15 protein-coding genes and 1 other RNA gene are annotated in these 15,594 nt (G+C 68.0%); 9 read left to right on the top strand and 7 right to left on the bottom strand.

The window, feature by feature from the left end; genetic code table 11:
- The 3 genes from ACODTB_RS09340 to ffs form a co-directional block, all read right to left on the bottom strand.
- Positions 1–333, bottom strand: coding sequence for an SMR family transporter (locus ACODTB_RS09340; protein WP_291120788.1), 333 nt, complete (start codon positions 331–333; stop codon positions 1–3).
- Positions 334–343: 10 nt separating this feature from the next.
- Positions 344–697, bottom strand: a complete 354-nt coding sequence (locus ACODTB_RS09335) for a DOPA 4,5-dioxygenase family protein (RefSeq protein WP_291120790.1) — start codon at positions 695–697, stop codon at positions 344–346.
- 16 nt (positions 698–713) lie between these two features.
- Positions 714–810: signal recognition particle sRNA small type (gene ffs, locus ACODTB_RS09330), an RNA gene on the bottom strand.
- A gap of 74 nt (positions 811–884) precedes the next feature.
- Here ffs and dnaX point away from each other — a divergent pair.
- The 5 genes from dnaX to ACODTB_RS09305 all read left to right on the top strand — a co-directional run bounded on the left by dnaX (position 885) and on the right by ACODTB_RS09305 (position 5,457).
- Positions 885–2,798 carry a DNA polymerase III subunit gamma/tau gene (dnaX, locus tag ACODTB_RS09325; RefSeq protein ID WP_291120791.1) on the top strand — a complete coding sequence of 638 codons (1,914 nt, stop codon included), beginning with the start codon at positions 885–887 and terminating at the stop codon, positions 2,796–2,798.
- Between the two features lie 38 nt (positions 2,799–2,836).
- Complete coding sequence (locus ACODTB_RS09320; RefSeq protein ID WP_066266019.1) at positions 2,837–3,169, top strand: YbaB/EbfC family nucleoid-associated protein; 333 nt, start codon at positions 2,837–2,839, stop codon at positions 3,167–3,169.
- Between the two features lie 30 nt (positions 3,170–3,199).
- Complete coding sequence (gene recR, locus ACODTB_RS09315; protein ID WP_488929259.1) at positions 3,200–3,811, top strand: recombination mediator RecR; 612 nt, start codon at positions 3,200–3,202, stop codon at positions 3,809–3,811.
- A 33-nt stretch (positions 3,812–3,844) separates the two neighbouring features.
- Positions 3,845–4,249: an MAPEG family protein gene (locus tag ACODTB_RS09310; RefSeq protein WP_291120797.1), complete on the top strand. Its 405-nt coding sequence runs from the start codon at positions 3,845–3,847 to the stop codon at positions 4,247–4,249.
- A gap of 143 nt (positions 4,250–4,392) precedes the next feature.
- Positions 4,393–5,457, top strand: coding sequence for an ABC transporter substrate-binding protein (locus ACODTB_RS09305; protein ID WP_291120799.1), 1,065 nt, complete (start codon positions 4,393–4,395; stop codon positions 5,455–5,457).
- Positions 5,458–5,480: 23 nt separating this feature from the next.
- On the opposite strand, the gene ACODTB_RS09300 is transcribed toward ACODTB_RS09305, so the two are convergent.
- Together ACODTB_RS09300 and gloB are read right to left on the bottom strand one after the other, a co-directional pair.
- The gene (locus tag ACODTB_RS09300; protein ID WP_291120801.1) at positions 5,481–7,148 is read right to left on the bottom strand and encodes a transglycosylase SLT domain-containing protein; all 1,668 of its coding nucleotides are present in this window, start codon (positions 7,146–7,148) and stop codon (positions 5,481–5,483) included.
- Positions 7,145–7,918 (bottom strand): hydroxyacylglutathione hydrolase, encoded by a 774-nt coding sequence (gloB, locus tag ACODTB_RS09295; protein WP_291120802.1) that lies wholly within the window; start codon positions 7,916–7,918, stop codon positions 7,145–7,147. Before gloB ends, ACODTB_RS09300 begins: the two co-directional genes overlap by 4 nt.
- A 102-nt stretch (positions 7,919–8,020) precedes the next feature.
- On the opposite strand from gloB, the gene ACODTB_RS09290 reads away from it, so the two are divergent.
- The 4 genes from ACODTB_RS09290 (at position 8,021) to ACODTB_RS09275 (ending at position 13,657) form a co-directional block, all read left to right on the top strand.
- Positions 8,021–8,800 (top strand): class I SAM-dependent methyltransferase, encoded by a 780-nt coding sequence (locus ACODTB_RS09290; protein ID WP_291120803.1) that lies wholly within the window; start codon positions 8,021–8,023, stop codon positions 8,798–8,800.
- A 42-nt stretch (positions 8,801–8,842) separates the two neighbouring features.
- The gene (gene rnhA, locus ACODTB_RS09285; RefSeq protein WP_291120805.1) at positions 8,843–9,277 is read left to right on the top strand and encodes a ribonuclease HI; all 435 of its coding nucleotides are present in this window, start codon (positions 8,843–8,845) and stop codon (positions 9,275–9,277) included.
- Positions 9,278–9,393: 116 nt separating this feature from the next.
- Positions 9,394–10,551 (top strand): efflux RND transporter periplasmic adaptor subunit, encoded by a 1,158-nt coding sequence (locus ACODTB_RS09280; RefSeq protein ID WP_291120807.1) that lies wholly within the window; start codon positions 9,394–9,396, stop codon positions 10,549–10,551.
- 16 nt (positions 10,552–10,567) lie between these two features.
- A complete protein-coding gene (locus ACODTB_RS09275) occupies positions 10,568–13,657 on the top strand; it encodes an efflux RND transporter permease subunit (RefSeq protein WP_291120809.1) in 3,090 nt (1,029 codons plus the stop codon).
- Positions 13,658–13,663: 6 nt separating this feature from the next.
- Here the strand turns inward: ACODTB_RS09275 and moeA are convergent, their stop codons facing one another.
- Positions 13,664–14,941: a molybdopterin molybdotransferase MoeA gene (moeA, locus tag ACODTB_RS09270; protein WP_488929258.1), complete on the bottom strand. Its 1,278-nt coding sequence runs from the start codon at positions 14,939–14,941 to the stop codon at positions 13,664–13,666.
- A gap of 26 nt (positions 14,942–14,967) precedes the next feature.
- Entirely contained in the window at positions 14,968–15,591 is a 624-nt protein-coding gene (mobA, locus tag ACODTB_RS09265; RefSeq protein WP_291118881.1) for a molybdenum cofactor guanylyltransferase MobA, read from the bottom strand.
- Between the last annotated feature and the right edge of the window lie 3 nt (positions 15,592–15,594).

Genomic DNA, 15,594 nt, shown 5'->3' with positions numbered 1-15,594 from the left:
TCAGTGGGCCGAGCTTTTCGAGAGCAGGTTGAGCACCAGGACGCCCGCCACGATCAGGCCCATGCCCAGCATGCCGGCGGCATCGAGCTTCTGGCCGAACACCAGCCAGCCGATCAATGCGATGAGCACCACGCCCACGCCCGACCAGACGGCGTAGGCGATGCCCACGGGAATGGTGCGCAAGGTCAGCGACAGCAGGTAGAACGCCGCGCCGTAGGACACCAAGACGATCGCCGAAGGCCAGAGCTTGCTGAAGCCCTCGCTGGCCTTCAAGGCGGAGGTGCCGACGACTTCGGCGGCAATGGCCAGCCCGAGCAGGATCCAGGGGTTCATCGCCGGCCGTTCAGTCCACCAGGGCCTGCAGGTTCAAGGGATAGGACTTGCCCAGCCACAGCGCGCCGTCGCGGTGATCGCTCAGCGCGTCGCCTGTGTTGGGGTGGATGAGCACATCCAGCGCAGCGTGGTTCAGGGCGAGCCAGCTCACCACGTGAGCGAACTCGTCGGCATCGAAAGCCACCTGGTAGGTCCAGGCCGGGTGCGGCCCGACCGGTTTTTCATGGAAGCGCCCGATCTGCACGTGGGCGGCGAGTTCGGCGGCGATGACTTCGCGCAAAGCCCAGGCGGCATCGCGCGTGTCCGCACCAAAATACACGTGGGCATGCCAGCTGGCAATGGAGGCGGGATCGCGCACGGACATGGTGGGAAGAGAAGAAGGTGACGAGCCTTGACCCCGGCACTGGATTCACAGTTAGGGCTGCTTGGTTCCCCACCTGACCCGGTTGGCCGCTTCACCATGCGGGAAGGCCCGTCGAGGTCGATTGTAGGCGATGGGGTGTGCCGATGCCGGATCGCCTTGCAATACCCCGCCGCTTAGAATCGTCGCCATGTCCTATGTCGTCCTGGCCCGCAAATACCGCCCGCGCAATTTCACCGAAATGGTGGGGCAGGGCCATGTGGTGCAAGCGCTCTCGAATGCCTTGACGACCCAGCGCCTGCACCACGCCTACCTGTTTACCGGGACGCGTGGCGTGGGCAAGACCACGGTCTCGCGCATCCTGGCCAAGTCGCTCAACTGCCTGGGTGCCGACGGGCAGGGCGGCATCACCGCCGAGCCTTGCGGCGTGTGCCAGGCCTGCACCGACATCGACAGTGGCCGTTTCGTCGATTACACCGAGCTCGATGCCGCTTCCAACCGGGGCGTGGACGAAGTTCAGGCCCTGCTGGAGCAGGCGGTCTACAAGCCGGTGCAGGGGCGCTTCAAGGTCTTCATGATCGACGAGGTGCACATGCTGACCAACACGGCGTTCAACGCCATGTTGAAGACGCTGGAGGAGCCGCCCGAGTACCTCAAGTTCGTGCTGGCCACGACGGACCCGCAGAAGGTGCCGGTGACCGTGCTGTCGCGCTGCCTGCAGTTCAACCTGCGTCCCATGGCGCCCGAAACCGTGCTGGAGCATTTGCAACAGGTGTTGCAAGCCGAAAACGTGCCTGCTGAGGTGCAGGCGCTGCGCCTGCTGTCTCGCGCCGCTCGCGGCTCCATGCGCGACGCGCTCTCGCTCACCGACCAGGCGATTGCCTTTGGCGGCGGGCAGTTGCAGGAGGTCACGGTGCGCCAGATGCTGGGCGCGGTGGACCGCTCCTATGTGCTGCGCCTGATCGATGCGCTGGCCCGCGCCGATGGCGCCACGGTGGTCGATACCGTGGACGCGCTGCGCGTGAATGGCCTGAACGCCGCGTCCACGCTGGAGGAGATGACCGGCGTGCTGCAGCGCATGGCCGTGCTGCAGGCCGTGCCCGACCGCGCCCAGGCCGAAGGCCTGGACGACCCCGATGAAGCGCAGATCGCGCGGCTGGCGCAAAGCCTGCCGGCCGACGAGACGCAACTGCTCTACAGCCTGTGCCTGCACGGGCGCGCCGAGCTGGGCCTGGCCCCCGACGAGTACGCCGCGCTCACCATGGTGCTGCTGCGGCTGATGGCCTTCAAACCCGCCAACACGGCCGCTGTCAGCGCCGCGGCGGAAAAAAAAACACTGAAAACGGCTGAAGCGCCCGTCGCGGAGGTGGCTGCACCCGCGGCTGCGTTGGCGCCCACGCCGGTGCCGATGGTGCATTTGCCGGTGGTGAACCCGCCGCCGGCCGTTGCTCCACGCGCGCCCGTGAGGGCGCCGCAGCCCTCTGCGATGGCTGTGTCGGCACCCGCCGCCGCGCCGCAGATGCCCGCCGAGCCGGTGGACGATGCGCCCTGGCCCGAGGACGATGGTCCACCCTGGGAAGAGGCCGAACCGGCGCCACCCCGTGTCATGGCCATCCCGGTGCGCGATGCCGGTGAACCCGGCCCTGCAGATCAGCCACAGGCCCGCGACGAACACGGCACACAAACTGTGTTGCCCGCCGCGCCCGGGGGCAGCGTCGAAGGCGATTTCTGGTTCGAGACGGTAATGCAGCTCGTGCGCGCGGAAGCCATCACCGCGCTGGTGCGCGAACTGGGCTTGCAATCGCAACTGATCGCGCGCGACACGGACCAGTGGATGCTGCGCGTGGAGCGCAGCTCGCTCAACCAGGGCAATACGCGCGAACGCCTGGCCACGGCGCTGAAGACCATCGGCCACGAGGTGCGCCTCTCGGTCGAGATCGGCAGCGTTTCGGACTCGCCCGCGCGCCGCGTGGCGGCGGAAGCGGCGCGCCGCCAGCGCGAGGCCGAGGCGCACATCCTGAACGACCCCTTCGTCCAGACCATGATGCGCGACTTTGGCGGCAAAATCGTGCCCGGTACCCTCAAGGCCATCACCACGGCCTGAGCCTCTTTTCTTTTTTCACTCGGAACGTTAGGAAGACCATGTTCAACAAAGGACAACTCGCCGGCCTCATGAAGCAGGCCCAGGCCATGCAGGACAACCTGAAGAAAGCCCAGGACGAGCTGGCCTTCATCGAGGTCACGGGCGAATCGGGCGCGGGCCTGGTGAAGGTGCTCATGACCTGCAAGCACGACGTCAAGCGCGTCACCATCGACCCCAGCCTGCTGGCCGACGACAAGGACATGCTGGAAGACCTCGTGGCCGCCGCGTTCAACGCCGCGGTGCGCAAGGCCGAAGAAACCTCCGCCGAGAAGATGGGCAAGCTCACGGCCGGCATGCCCGGTCTGCCGGGCGGCATGAAGTTCCCGTTCTGATCCCCATCGCGCGGGCCCCTTCGCTCACCGATGGCTGAAAACCATTCGCTCGAACTGCTGGTGCAGGCGTTGCGCCGCCTGCCCGGCGTGGGAGTGAAGTCGGCGCAGCGCATGGCCTTCCACCTGCTTCAGCACGACCGCGACGGCGCTGTGCAGCTCGCCCGCGCGCTGGAGCGCGCGGCCAGCTCGGTGAAGCACTGCAGCCTGTGCCACACCTTCACCGAAGACGACATCTGCCCCACCTGCCGCGATCCCCGGCGCGACCGCAGCCAGCTTTGCGTGGTGGAGACACCCGCCGATCAGGCAGCGATGGAGCGCACCGGTGCCTACAAAGGCCTGTTCTTCGTGCTCATGGGCAAGCTCAGCCCGCTCGATGGCGTGGGCCCGCGCGACATCGGTCTGCAGAAACTCTTTGACCGCATCAGCGCGCCCGCCGAACAAGGGGAGCCCGAGGTGCGCGAGGTCATCCTGGCCACGAACTTCACAGCCGAAGGTGAGACCACGGCCCACGTGATCGCACAGGCGCTTAAGGGCCGCACGGATGTGCAGGTGACCCGCCTGGCCCGGGGTGTGCCGGTGGGCAGCGAGCTGGAGTACGTGGACCTGGGCACGATTGCCCATGCCTTGGTGGACCGGCGCTGACCCGGCGCCATTTCTTCTCGAAAGCGCTTCATCATGAAATTGGCAGGATTGACCGTGGCGTATTGGGCGGTGGTGGTGGCATCGCTGTTGCCGATCGGTTGCGCGTGGCTCGCCAAATCGGGCACGTTCTCCAAGCCGCGCCGCGATGGTGGTTTCGACAACCAGCACCCGCGCGAATGGCTGGCGCGCCAGAGCGACTGGCGGGCCCGCGCGAACGCCGCGCAGGCCAACAGTTTCGAGGCGCTGCCGTTCTTCATTGGCGCCGTGATCATCGCGCACCAGCTCGGCGCTTCACAGGTTCGCCTGGACGTTCTCGCCTTTCTGTTTGTCGTGCTGCGGGTGCTCTACATCATGATGTACGTGGCCAACCTCGCCACGGCGCGCAGCCTCGCGTGGACCCTGGCGCTGATCGTCAATCTCGCGATCCTTTTCGTTTGACGCGCGCTTGCGTTCGACGTCGTTACATCAGCTTGCAATTGCTCGGTACAAACCCGCTCGGGATTGGTCCTGATGCGGGTTTGCGGCCCGCCCCCTAGTCTCAAGGCTCATCCAAAGAATGTGCCGAGAGAGGAAACCGGGTCATGTGGAGTCGCCGAAACTGGGGACGTGTCTGTGCGTTGAGCGTGGCGTCGGTCGCCGTACCGTCCTTGCGCGCGCAGCCGGCGCCGGCCTCTGCGGCGCCACCCACACCTCGACCCGGTGCGCCCAAACTGGCGATTGCGGTCGATAGCCGCTCCTCGTTCTGCTACCTCCCACTGACCATCGCGGAACGCCTCGGGTACTTTGCCCAGGAAGGTATCGATGTGGAGGTGCGCGAGTTTCCCGATGTGGCCCAGTCGCTGCACGCCTTGCAGAGCGGTGCGGCCCATGTGCTGTCCGGTCCGTACCCGAACACGATCGCACTGCAGGCGCGCGGCCAGAACCTCCAGTCCTTCGTGTTGCAGGGGCGAGCGCCGCAGGTGGTGGTGGGGGTGTCGCTGGAGACCATGGGCCACAGCGGCGGGGTGGCCGACTTGCGCGGCCGCCGCGTGGGCGTGATGGCCACGAGTGCGGCCTCGCACCGCGTGGCGAGCCTGGTGCTGGGCAAGGTCGGGCTGCGCGCTGCCGATGTGCGCTACGTGCCGTTGGCGAATGCCGCGGCGGCGGTTCAGGCGTTTCGCCGCGGTGAGCTCGATGCGATCAGCTACACCGACCCGACCGTGACGCAACTGGAGCAGATGGGTGCGCTCAAGGTGGTGGCCGACACGCGCAGCACGCGCGGCACGGCTGAGGTCTTTGGCGGTCCCTTGCCTTCCGGCTGTCTGTGCGCGCCGGGGAGCTTTCTGACGCAGTACCCCAAGGCCAGTCAGGCGATGGCCGATGCGATGGTGCACGCGCTCAAATGGCTGCAGACCGCGGGTCCATCCGACATCATCAAGGTGGTGCCCGAGCGCTACTTTCAGGGTGACCGTGCGCTGTACCTGGCGGCCTTCGCCCGCGTGCGCGAGGCCTGGACGGTCGACGGCATGATGCCCGAGACCGGGCCGGCCACGGCGGCGCGCATGTTGGCGCAGTTCGAGGAGCCCGGCTCGCTGCAGCGTGTGGATCTGGCGCTCACCTTCACCAACGACTTCGCGCGCAAGGCCAAGGCCCGGTTCCGGGCCTGATCCTGGCGCGAGCGCCCGGTCGCTCAGTTCTTCTTGTCGGACTTGCCGCTGGACGCCACGCGCGTCTTGCTCGCGCTGGTGGCGGTCTTGGACTTGGTCTTCACCGGCTTGCTCGCGGTGGGCGAGGCCTTGCGCGCCGGCGTGGCCGTGGCCGACTTCTTGGCAGGGGCCTTGCTCGGTGAGGCGGCCTTGGCGACCGCGACCCGCTGCGGCAGCATGAGGGTGATGCGCTGGCCCGGTTTGAGTGCTGCGTTCACGGCCAGTTTGTTCCAGCCCGCCACGCTCACCGGGCTCACGCCATAGCGCTGGGCCAGGCGCGTCAGGTTCTCGCCCTTGCGCGCCCTGACGGTGGTGCGCTTGAGGATGACCTCCGGCTGGAAGCTGATCTGGCCGTTGTCGGCCACGTGCACCGGCACATCGCCGTTGCGCTTGTCGGTGCGTGGCACGAGCAGGCTGGAGCCGGCGCGCACCTGCATGCGCGGCGGAATGTTGTTGACCGCGCGCAGCTCGGCTTCGCTCATGCCCGCCCGGTCCGCGGCCTGGGCCACGGACATGGTGGTGGGCACGACCCAGGCCGTCCAGCTGGCCAGGGGGCCGGTGTAGGCTTGCAGGTTGCGCTGGAAGATCAACGCGTTGTCCCAGGGCAGCAACACATGGGGCGTGCCGGCGGCCATCACGATGGGTTGGCGCAGCGAGGGGTTGAGCGCGCGGAAGTCTTTTTCCGCGACCTCGGCCAGGCGGGCGATGAGGGCGACATCCATGTCGCGCTCCAGCGCGACGGTGTCGAAGAAGGGGTGGTTGCCGATCAGGGGCAGGGTGGTGTTATAGGCCTCCGGCCGTGCCAGGATGTTCTCCACCGCCTGCAGCTTGGGCACGTACAGGCGCGTTTCCGCCGGCATGTTGAGGTCGGTATAGCCGGTGGGCTTGCCCAGGCGCTGGTTGTTGGTGATGGCGCGGTTGACGTTGCCCTGGCCCCAGTTGTACGCCGCCAGCGCCAGGTGCCAGTCGCCGAAGCGGCCGTACAGCTGCTGCAGGTAGTCGAGCGCGGCCCGCGTGGAGGCGAGCACATCGCGCCGATCGTCGCGGAAGGCGTTCTGCTTGAGGTCGAACGACTGGCCGGTGGCGGGCATGAACTGCCACATGCCGGCGGCGCGCGCGCTGGAGACGGCCTGCGGATTGAAGGCGCTTTCGATGAAGGGCAGCAGGGCCAGCTCCATGGGCATGTTGCGGCGCTCGATCTCCTCCACGATGTGGAACAGGTAGCGGCTGGAGCGCTCCGTCATGCGCTGCATGTAGTCGGGTCGGGTGGCGTACCACTGCTCCCGGTCGCGCACCAGGTCGCCTTCGAGGTCGGGCATGGCGAAGCCACGGCGGATGCGGTCCCAGAGGTCGGCCGGGGCGTCCAGCGTCGCCACGCTGGGGAGGGCGGTTTCGGCCGTGCCGATGGTGCTCAGGGGCACATCGCTGGGCAGGCGGTACGAGGGCAGGCGCGGCGCACTGGCGCTGACGGGGGGTGTGGCGCTGGGCGTGCCGGTGGTGCCACTGCCGGCCTCGGGCAGCGCCGTGGTGGCACAGCCGGACACGAGCAGCACCAGGGCCGTGCCGGCCAGCGTCAGCCAGCGGCGGGCGGGGCCGGCGGACAGGGGTGCACAGGCGGGAGCGGGAAGGGCGGTCGGGAAGGCAGGGGTCATCTGAAAACGTTTTTCCATTCGCGAAGCGTGGCGAAAACCGACACGGCATCGGTGGCAATGCCCGGCTCGTGGGCCTGGGCGGAGCGCACGACGGCGGTTTCGCCGGTGCGCAAGAAAGGATTGATCTGTTTTTCCAGCCCGATGGAGCTGGGCAGCGTGGGAAAGTTCTGTGCGCGTTGCGCCTGGCAGTGGGCGGTGTAGGCCGCCAACTCGGCATTGCCGGGCTCCACCGCCTGCGCGAACTTGAGATTGGACAGCGTGTACTCGTGGGTGCAGCACACGCGGGTGGAGGCGGGCAGGGCGGCCAGCCGGGTGAGGGAGTCCAGCATCTGGGCGGGCGTGCCCTCGAACAGGCGGCCACAGCCGCCCGAGAACAGCGTGTCGCCACAGAACAGCAGCGGGGCGCCATCCATGGCGGGCGTGTAGTAGGCGATGTGGCCGGCGGTGTGCCCCGGCACCTCGATCACCTCGAAGCGCAGGCCGAGCACCGCCACCGACTCGCCTTCGCCGACGCGCAGCAGCGGTTCGGGCATGGGCTCGAAGGCCGGGCCGATCACGCGCGCGCCGGTGGCCTCGCGCAGTTCGGCCACGCCACCGGTGTGGTCGGCGTGATGATGGGTGATCAGGATGGTGTCCAGCCGCAGGCCTTCCTGTTCCAGCCACCGGGTCACGCCCGCGGCTTCGCCAGGGTCCACAACCAGCGCCTGGGCGCCGTCGTGCAGGGCCCAGATGTAGTTGTCGCTGAAGGCCGGGATGGGAATGAGGTGCATGGGGCGGATGTCGGGTAGGGCGTGTAGAGTGCGGGGCTGGCCTTCCCGGTGGTTTGCAGTGTCGCAGACTTCCTGCCCGAACCGGCTTCGGCCCCACCGCACATGACCGCAAAAATTATAGGGTTGACCGATTGGTTTTCGACCGCTCCCGGCCAGTACCTGCTGGCGTGGGAGCAGGCTCAGTTCGACTTGGCGGTGGCCGATGTCTTTGGCTACAACGCCTTGCAGCTCGGTTTGCCCGAATTGGCGGGCTTACAAGCCAACCGCATGCCGCACCGCTGGCTGGCCCTGCCCGAGGTGTTGCAGACCGGGGCTGAAGACAGCGCCCCGCGCGTGGCCCTGATCACCGACGCGGCAGCCCTTCCGTTCCCCGAGGCCAGCCTGGACCTGGTGGTGCTGCCCCACACGCTGGAGTTCAGCGCCGACCCGCACCACGTGCTGCGCGAAGTGGAGCGCGTGCTGGTGCCCGAAGGTCGGGTGGTGATTTCGGGCTTCAACCCCGCGAGCCTGTGGGGCCTGCGCCAGGGGCGCGGCCGGTTCTGCGCCCGGCTGGGTCTCAACGCCTTCAGCGCCTCCAGCCTGTACCTGCCTGAAGCAGGGGATTTCATCGGTCCCTGGCGCCTGCGCGACTGGCTGAGACTGCTCAGTTTTGAAGTAGAGTCGGACCGCTTTGGCTGCTACCGCCCGGCGATGCGCACCGACACCTGGTTGCAACGCTATGCCTGGCTGGACCGCGCGGGTGCCCGCTGGTGGCCCATTTTTGGCGCGGTGTATTTCGTGGTGGCGGTCAAGCGCGTGCGCGGCATGCGCCTGCTGGGCCCGGCCTGGAAGCCCAGGCGCGCCACCTCGGCCGCCCCAGTGCCGGTGACCCACCGGCACTGACGCCGCCGCGCCTTGTTCCCTTTTTGCATTCAGGAGCTTTTTTTGAACCACGTGGTGATCTACACCGACGGTGCCTGCAAGGGCAACCCCGGGCCTGGCGGCTGGGGCGTGTACCTCAAGTCAGAGGGTTTCGAGAAGGAGTTGTGGGGCGGCGAGCGAGAAACCACCAACAACCGCATGGAACTCACCGCGGTGATCGAAGGCCTGGCGGCGCTCAAGCGCCCTTGCCGGGTCTCGTTGTACCTTGACAGCCAGTACGTGCGCCAGGGCATCACCGAATGGATCCATGGCTGGAAACGCAAGGGCTGGGTCACGGCGGCCAAGCAGCCGGTGAAGAACGCCGACCTCTGGCGCAAGCTCGATGGCCTGGTGCACGCCGGCCCCCACCAGATCGAATGGCACTGGGTCAGGGGCCATGCCGGCGACCCGGGCAACGAACGGGCCGACGCCCTGGCCAACCGGGGCGTGCCGGCCTGAGTCCTACAGGGGAAATCCCGTCACCGGCGGAGCTCACCCACTGCTACATTTCGTTTCAACGATCTGTGCCATACCCCATGGGGGTAGGGCGTCCTTTCCCCCCGGCAGTGGAATCCATGGCGAACAAAGCGCTTTACGTGGTGGTGGCCGTCGTTGGCATCGGTCTGGCCTCCGGTGCGGCCTGGTGGCTGCAGAACCGGGATACCACAACCCCGCCTGTGGCCGGCGCCGGACCGGGCGCTTCCGGTACAGCGGCCGGTGGCGCACCCGGCGTGGAGGTGACGCGGGTGAAGGCCATCCGGCTGCAGGACGACGCCCAGGCCGTGGGCACCCTGCGCTCCCGCCAGAGCGTGACGCTCAAGCCCGAGACCAGTGGCCGGGTGGCCCGGATCGTCTTCGCGGACGGCGCCCGGGTCAAGGCGGGCCAGTTGCTGGTGCAACTCGACGACACCTTGCAGCGCGCCGAATTGAGCCAGGCACAGGCCCAGCTGTCCATCGCGCGCGCCAACCTCAAGCGCAACCAGGAGCTGGTGGCGCAGAACTTCGTGGCCCAGCGCGTGGTGGAGGAAAGCCAGGCCAACCTGCAGGTGGCCGAAGCCCAGGTGGCGCTGGCCGACGCGCGGCTGCAGCGCATGCGCATCACCGCCCCGTTCGCGGGCACCGTGGGCCTGCGCAGCATCAACCTGGGCGCCTACGTGAAGGACGGCGACAACCTCGTGAACCTCGAGGACACGTCCATGCTCACGGTGGACTTCCGCTTGCCGGAGCGCTACCAGGCCCAGCTTGCCCCGGGCCAGGTGGTGCAGGTGCAGCTCGATGCCTTGCCGAGCCGCTCGTTCGAAGCCAAGGTGCTGGCCGTGGACCCATTGCTCGACGCCAATGGCCGCTCCATTTCCGTGCGGGCCGTCATGCCGCCCGCGGCCGACAACGTGCTGCGCCCAGGCATGTTCGCGCGCGTGCTGATCGTTTTCTCGGTCAACGAGCGCGCGCTGGTGGTGCCTGAGGAAGCCCTGGTGCCCCAGGCCGGCAAGCAGTACGCCTACGTGCTCGACGAACAGGGCGAGGGCGACGCGAAGAAGCGCCACTCGCGCCGGGTGGAAGTGGCCCTGGGCGCGCGCCGGGGGTCGGATGTCGAGGTGGTCAGCGGCCTGCGGCAGGGTGACACCGTGGTGATCGCAGGCCAGCAGCGGCTGCAGCGCGATGGCACTGCGGTGCGGGTCGTGAACATGGCTGCGCTTGCCGCCGCTGAAACGGCCCCGGCGCCGGCGCGCTGAACCCTCGGGAACTCGCATGCAACTGCCAGAGATCTCGATCCGGCGCCCGGTGTTCGCCTCGGTGCTGTCCCTGCTCATCCTGCTGGTGGGCATCGTGTCGTTCAACGGCCTGACGGTGCGCGAGTACCCCAAGATCGATGAGCCCACCGTCACGGTCTCCACGCGCTTTGGCGGGGCGTCCAGCGAGGTGATCGAATCGCAGGTCACCAAGCCACTGGAAGACTCGCTCGCGGGCATCGAGGGGCTGGACGTGATCACCTCGATCAGCCGCCAGGAGCAGAGCCAGATCACGGTGCGCTTCAAGCTCGAGCGCGACCCCGACTCGGCCGCCGCCGACGTGCGCGACAAAGTCAGCCGCGTGCGCCAGCGCCTGCCGCAGGACGTGGACGAGCCGGTGATCGCCAAGGTGGAGGCCGATGCCTCGCCGGTGATCTGGCTGGCCCTTACCTCTGACACGCACAGCGCGCTGCAGCTCAGCGATTTCGCCAACCGCCTGGCCAAGCCGGTGCTGCAGACGGCGCCCGGCGCGGCCGAGGTGCGGGTATACGGCGAGCGCCGCTATTCCATGCGCATCTGGATGGACCCGGACCGCCTGGCCGCCTACGCGCTGACCGTGCAGGACGTGGAAGACGCGCTGCGCCGCTCCAACCTGGAAGTGCCGGCCGGCCGCATCGAGAGCACGCTGCGCGAGTTCAACGTGACCGCCGCCACCGACCTGCAGACGCCTGAACAGTTTTCGGCGGTGGCGATCCGCAACGTCAACGGCCAGACCATCCGCATCGCCGACGTCGCGCGGGTGGTGCAGGCGCCGCAGGACGAACGCACCTCGGTGCGGCTCAATGGCCGCGACGCGGTCTCGCTCGGCGTGATCCGGCAGGCGACCGCCAACCCGCTGGAGCTCTCGGCCGCCGTGCGGCAGATGCTGGAGAAGGTCAAGCAGGATCTGCCGGCGGGCGTGAACGTGGACATCGCCAACGACAACTCGGTCTTCATCGACCGCTCGATCAAGGCGGTCTACACCACCATCGCCGAAGCCGTGGTGCTGGTGGCGCTGGTCATCTTCGTGTTCCTGCGCACGCTGCGCGCCTCCATCATTCCGCTCTTGACCATTCCGGTCAGCCTGATCGGCGCGTTCGCGCTGATGGCGATGTTCGGTTTCTCCATCAACACGCTCACGCTGCTGGCCCTGGTGCTGGCCATCGGCCTGGTGGTGGACGACGCCATCGTGATGCTGGAGAACATCTACCGGCACATCGAGGCCGGTATGAAGCCGTTCGACGCGGCGATCCAGGGTGCGCGCGAGATCGGTTTTGCGATCGTGGCGATGACGCTCACGCTGGCAGCGGTGTACGCGCCGCTGGCCTTCACGCCCGGCCGCACCGGCCGCCTGTTTGCCGAATTCGCACTGGCGCTGGCCGGCGCTGTGGTGGTCTCGGGCTTCGTGGCGCTCACGCTCTCACCCATGCTGTGTTCCAAGCTGCTGCGGCACAACCCGAACCCGGGCCGGTTCGACCGCGGCATGGAGCGCGTGCTCAACGCCATCACGCGTGGCTTCAGCCAGGTGTTGGCCGCCTCGTTGCGGGTGCGCTGGCTGGTGGTTGCGGTGATGGCCGGCAGCGCGCTGGCCAGCGCGTGGATGCTGCAGACCATGCGCCAGGAGCTGGCGCCCATCGAAGACCGCGGTGTGATCCTGGCCAACATCAACGGCCCCGACGGCGCCACGCTGGCCTACACCCGACGGTACGCCGAGGCGATCGAGAACATTGCCCAGGACTACCCCGAGTTCGACCGCATCTTCGTCAACGTGGGCAACCCCTCGGTGGCGCAGGGCGTGGTGTTCATGCGCGCGCTGCCCTGGGAAGAGCGCGATCGCTCCACGCAGCGCATCGCGCGCGAGATCACGCCGCGCCTGGCGTCGTTGCCCGGCATCAGCGCCTTCCCGATCACACCGCCCTCGCTCGGGCAGGGCTTTCGCGAGCGCCCCATCAACTACGTGATCGTCACCTCCGACAGCTACGAGAACCTGGCTCAGACCGTGCGCCGCTTCCAGGACGAGCTGAGCAAGAATCCGGGCCTGGTGCAGATCGACACCGACCTTCGCCTGAACAAGCCCGAGATCCGCATGGACGTGGACCGCGAGCGCGCGGCCGACATGGGCGTGAACGTGGACGCCATCGCGCGCACGGTCGAGACCATGTTGGGTGGCCGCATCGTCACCCGCTACAAGCGCGACGGCGAGCAGTACGACGTGGTGGTGCAGACGGTCTCGGGCAACCGCAGCACGCCGGAGGACATCGATCGCCTGTTCGTGCGCGGGCGCAACGACGCCATGATCCCCCTGGCCTCGCTGGTGAAGATCAGCGAGGTGGTGGTGCCGCGCGAGCTCAACCATTTTGGCCAGCGCCGCAGCGCGTCCATCACCGCCAACCTGGCACCCGACTACGCGCTGGGCGAAGCGCTGCAGTTCATGGACAAGACCGCGCGCGAGGTGCTACCCGCCGGCTACACCACCGACCTGAACGGCCAGAGCCGCGAGTTCCGCAACGCCTCGGGTTCGCTGGCCATCGTCTTCGCGCTCTCGCTGCTGTTCATCTACCTGGTGCTGGCGGCGCAGTTCGAGAGCTTTGTCGATCCCTTCATCATCATGCTCAGCGTGCCGCTGTCCATGATGGGCGCGCTGCTCGCGCTCAAGCTGACCGGGGGCACGATCAACGTGTTCAGCCAGATCGGGCTCATCACGCTGGTGGGGCTGATCACCAAGCACGGCATCCTGATTGTGGAGTTCTCCAACCAGCTGCGCGACCAGGGGCTGGAGAAGTTCGAGGCCGTCAGGCAGTCGGCCGCGCTGCGCCTGCGCCCGATTCTGATGACCACGGGCGCCATGGTGCTGGGCGCCATTCCGCTGGCGCTGGCGTCCGGCGCGGGGGCCGAGAGCCGGCAGCAGATCGGTTGGGTGATCGTGGGCGGCATGAGCGTGGGCACGCTGCTCACCATCTTCGTGGTGCCCACCATGTACACGCTGCTCTCGCGCGACAAGTCCCATTCGAAGGCGAAGGCCGCGCAGCACGATGGCGGCCACGCGGACGCCGCCATTCCGGCCAAGTGAGCCGGGTCAGATCGCGCCGTCGAACATCATCACGTCCACCGGGTCGCCCACGGCCACGTTGCCCTGGCCGTGGTGCAGCACGATCAGGCCGTTGGCTTCGACCATCGAACTCAGCACGCCCGAACCCTGATTGCCGGTCGTGCGCACGCTGAGCGCGCCGTCGGGCGAGCGGGTGACGATGCCGCGCTGGTACTCGGTGCGGCCTGGCTTCTTGCGCAGGGCTTCGCCGCTGCGGGCCTGCAGCAGCACGGGTTCGCTGGGTGAAGCGCCCATGAGGCGCTGCAGGGCCGGGCGCACGAAGGCCAGGAAGGTGACCATCACCGCCACCGGGTTGCCTGGCAGCCCGAACAGCACGGCGCTCTTGCCGGCCTCGTCGATGCGGCCCACCGCCATGGGGCGGCCCGGGCGCATCGCGATGCGCCAGAAGGCCACGTCGCCGAGCTGCTTCATCATGGCCTTGGTGTGGTCGGCCTCACCCATGCTCACGCCGCCGCTGGTGATGATGGCGTCGGCCTTGAGGGCGGCGGTGCGGAAGGCCGCTTCCAGCTCGGCGGGCTCGTCGCGCACTACGCCCATGTCGACCACCTCCACGCCCAGGCGCGTGAGCAGGCCGAAGACGGTGTAGCGGTTGCTGTCGTACACCGCGCCTTCGCGCGGCGTTTCGCCCAGGCTCAGAATCTCGTCACCGGTGGAGAAGTACGCCACCTTCACACGGCGGAACACCCTCACGGTGGGCAGGCCCAGGCTGGCCAGCAGGCCCAGCGCCGCCGGGCCGAGTGTCTGGCCTTGGCGCAAGGCCGCTTCGCCGGCCATGAGGTCTTCGCCCAGCAGGCGGCGGTTGTCGCCCGCGCTCACCACGTCGGGTGGCACCACGACGCGATCACCTTCTGCTTTCACGAATTCGAGCGGCACCACGGTGTCCAGCCCGGGCGGCATGATGGCGCCGGTCATGATCTTCAGGCACTCGCCCACGCCCACGGTGCCGGCCCAGGCCTTGCCTGCGAAGGCCGTGCCCGCCACGCGCAGGCCCAGCGGCTCGCCCGGGCGCAGCTGCCCGCTGTCGAAGGCGAAGCCGTCCATGGCGGAGTTGTCGTGCGGCGGCACGCTGATGGGTGAGACCACGTCCTGCGCCAGCACGCGACCCAGCGCGTCGAACACGCCCAGGTCTTCGGTGGCCGTGACTGGCTCGACAAGGCGGGAGAGGAAGTCGTTGACGCGTTCGGCGCTGATGGCCTGCGGGTCGTAGCCCTGCAGTTCGGCCGCGATCTGCTCGATGGATTTCATGGACAAACGAACGAAGGGCCGGGCGCTCAGCCCTTTTCGAGGGCGTGCAGTTCGGCCAGGGTGTTGGTGTTGAAGAAGGCCTTGGGGTCGTCGCCCGGGCGGTCAAAGGGCACGATCACCGTGCGGTGCTGGTCGGTCCAGCGGTCGATCTTGCGCCCCCCGGCCTGGGTGAAGACCAGCAGGCTTTCCATGAGCTCCACCCGAATGAGGCAGAACACCGGCTGGGGCCGCAGCTGGCCGTCTTCTTCCAGGGCGCCGGCCATGGCAATTTCGGTGGTCTCGTCCTCGAACGCCTGGGCCAGGCGCTGGGCGAGGTCGAGCGGGAAGAGGGGCGTATCGCAGGGCACCGTGAGCAGGTAGGGCGTTTCGCAGCGCTCCAGGCCGGTCATGAAGCCGGCCAGGGGACCCGCGTAGCCGTCCAGGGTGTCGGGCCACACCGGCACGCCGAAGGCCTCGTAGGCCGCCAGATTGCGGTTGGCGTTGACCATCTGACCGCCAACCAGCCCGCCTTCCTGCATCTGCAGGCGCAGCAAGGCGTGCAGCGCCAGCGGCGTGCCGTTGAAGTTCTGCAGGCCCTTGTCGACGCCGCCCATGCGCGAGCCACGGCCGCCGGCGAGCACGAGGCCCGTGATTTGATGGGAATGGATCATTTG

Source organism: Hydrogenophaga sp. FG152 (assembly GCF_057809615.1).
The sequence above is the reverse complement of the archived record's forward strand: the minus strand, read 5'-3'. Positions and strand labels throughout refer to the sequence as shown.

What these genes read in the sequence shown, in the direction of transcription:
- dnaX (WP_291120791.1), top strand. Translation starts at nt 885, where the DNA reads ATGTCCTATGTCGTCCTGGCCCGCAAATACCGCCCGCGCAATTTCACC.
- ACODTB_RS09300 (WP_291120801.1), bottom strand. Translation starts at nt 7,148, where the DNA reads ATGACCCCTGCCTTCCCGACCGCCCTTCCCGCTCCCGCCTGTGCACCC.
- recR (WP_488929259.1), top strand. Translation starts at nt 3,200, where the DNA reads ATGGCTGAAAACCATTCGCTCGAACTGCTGGTGCAGGCGTTGCGCCGC.
- ACODTB_RS09310 (WP_291120797.1), top strand. Translation starts at nt 3,845, where the DNA reads ATGAAATTGGCAGGATTGACCGTGGCGTATTGGGCGGTGGTGGTGGCA.
- ACODTB_RS09305 (WP_291120799.1), top strand. Translation starts at nt 4,393, where the DNA reads ATGTGGAGTCGCCGAAACTGGGGACGTGTCTGTGCGTTGAGCGTGGCG.
- ACODTB_RS09280 (WP_291120807.1), top strand. Translation starts at nt 9,394, where the DNA reads ATGGCGAACAAAGCGCTTTACGTGGTGGTGGCCGTCGTTGGCATCGGT.
- ACODTB_RS09340 (WP_291120788.1), bottom strand. Translation starts at nt 333, where the DNA reads ATGAACCCCTGGATCCTGCTCGGGCTGGCCATTGCCGCCGAAGTCGTC.
- gloB (WP_291120802.1), bottom strand. Translation starts at nt 7,918, where the DNA reads ATGCACCTCATTCCCATCCCGGCCTTCAGCGACAACTACATCTGGGCC.
- ACODTB_RS09275 (WP_291120809.1), top strand. Translation starts at nt 10,568, where the DNA reads ATGCAACTGCCAGAGATCTCGATCCGGCGCCCGGTGTTCGCCTCGGTG.
- ACODTB_RS09320 (WP_066266019.1), top strand. Translation starts at nt 2,837, where the DNA reads ATGTTCAACAAAGGACAACTCGCCGGCCTCATGAAGCAGGCCCAGGCC.
- mobA (WP_291118881.1), bottom strand. Translation starts at nt 15,591, where the DNA reads ATGATCCATTCCCATCAAATCACGGGCCTCGTGCTCGCCGGCGGCCGT.
- ACODTB_RS09335 (WP_291120790.1), bottom strand. Translation starts at nt 697, where the DNA reads ATGTCCGTGCGCGATCCCGCCTCCATTGCCAGCTGGCATGCCCACGTG.
- moeA (WP_488929258.1), bottom strand. Translation starts at nt 14,941, where the DNA reads ATGAAATCCATCGAGCAGATCGCGGCCGAACTGCAGGGCTACGACCCG.
- ACODTB_RS09290 (WP_291120803.1), top strand. Translation starts at nt 8,021, where the DNA reads ATGACCGCAAAAATTATAGGGTTGACCGATTGGTTTTCGACCGCTCCC.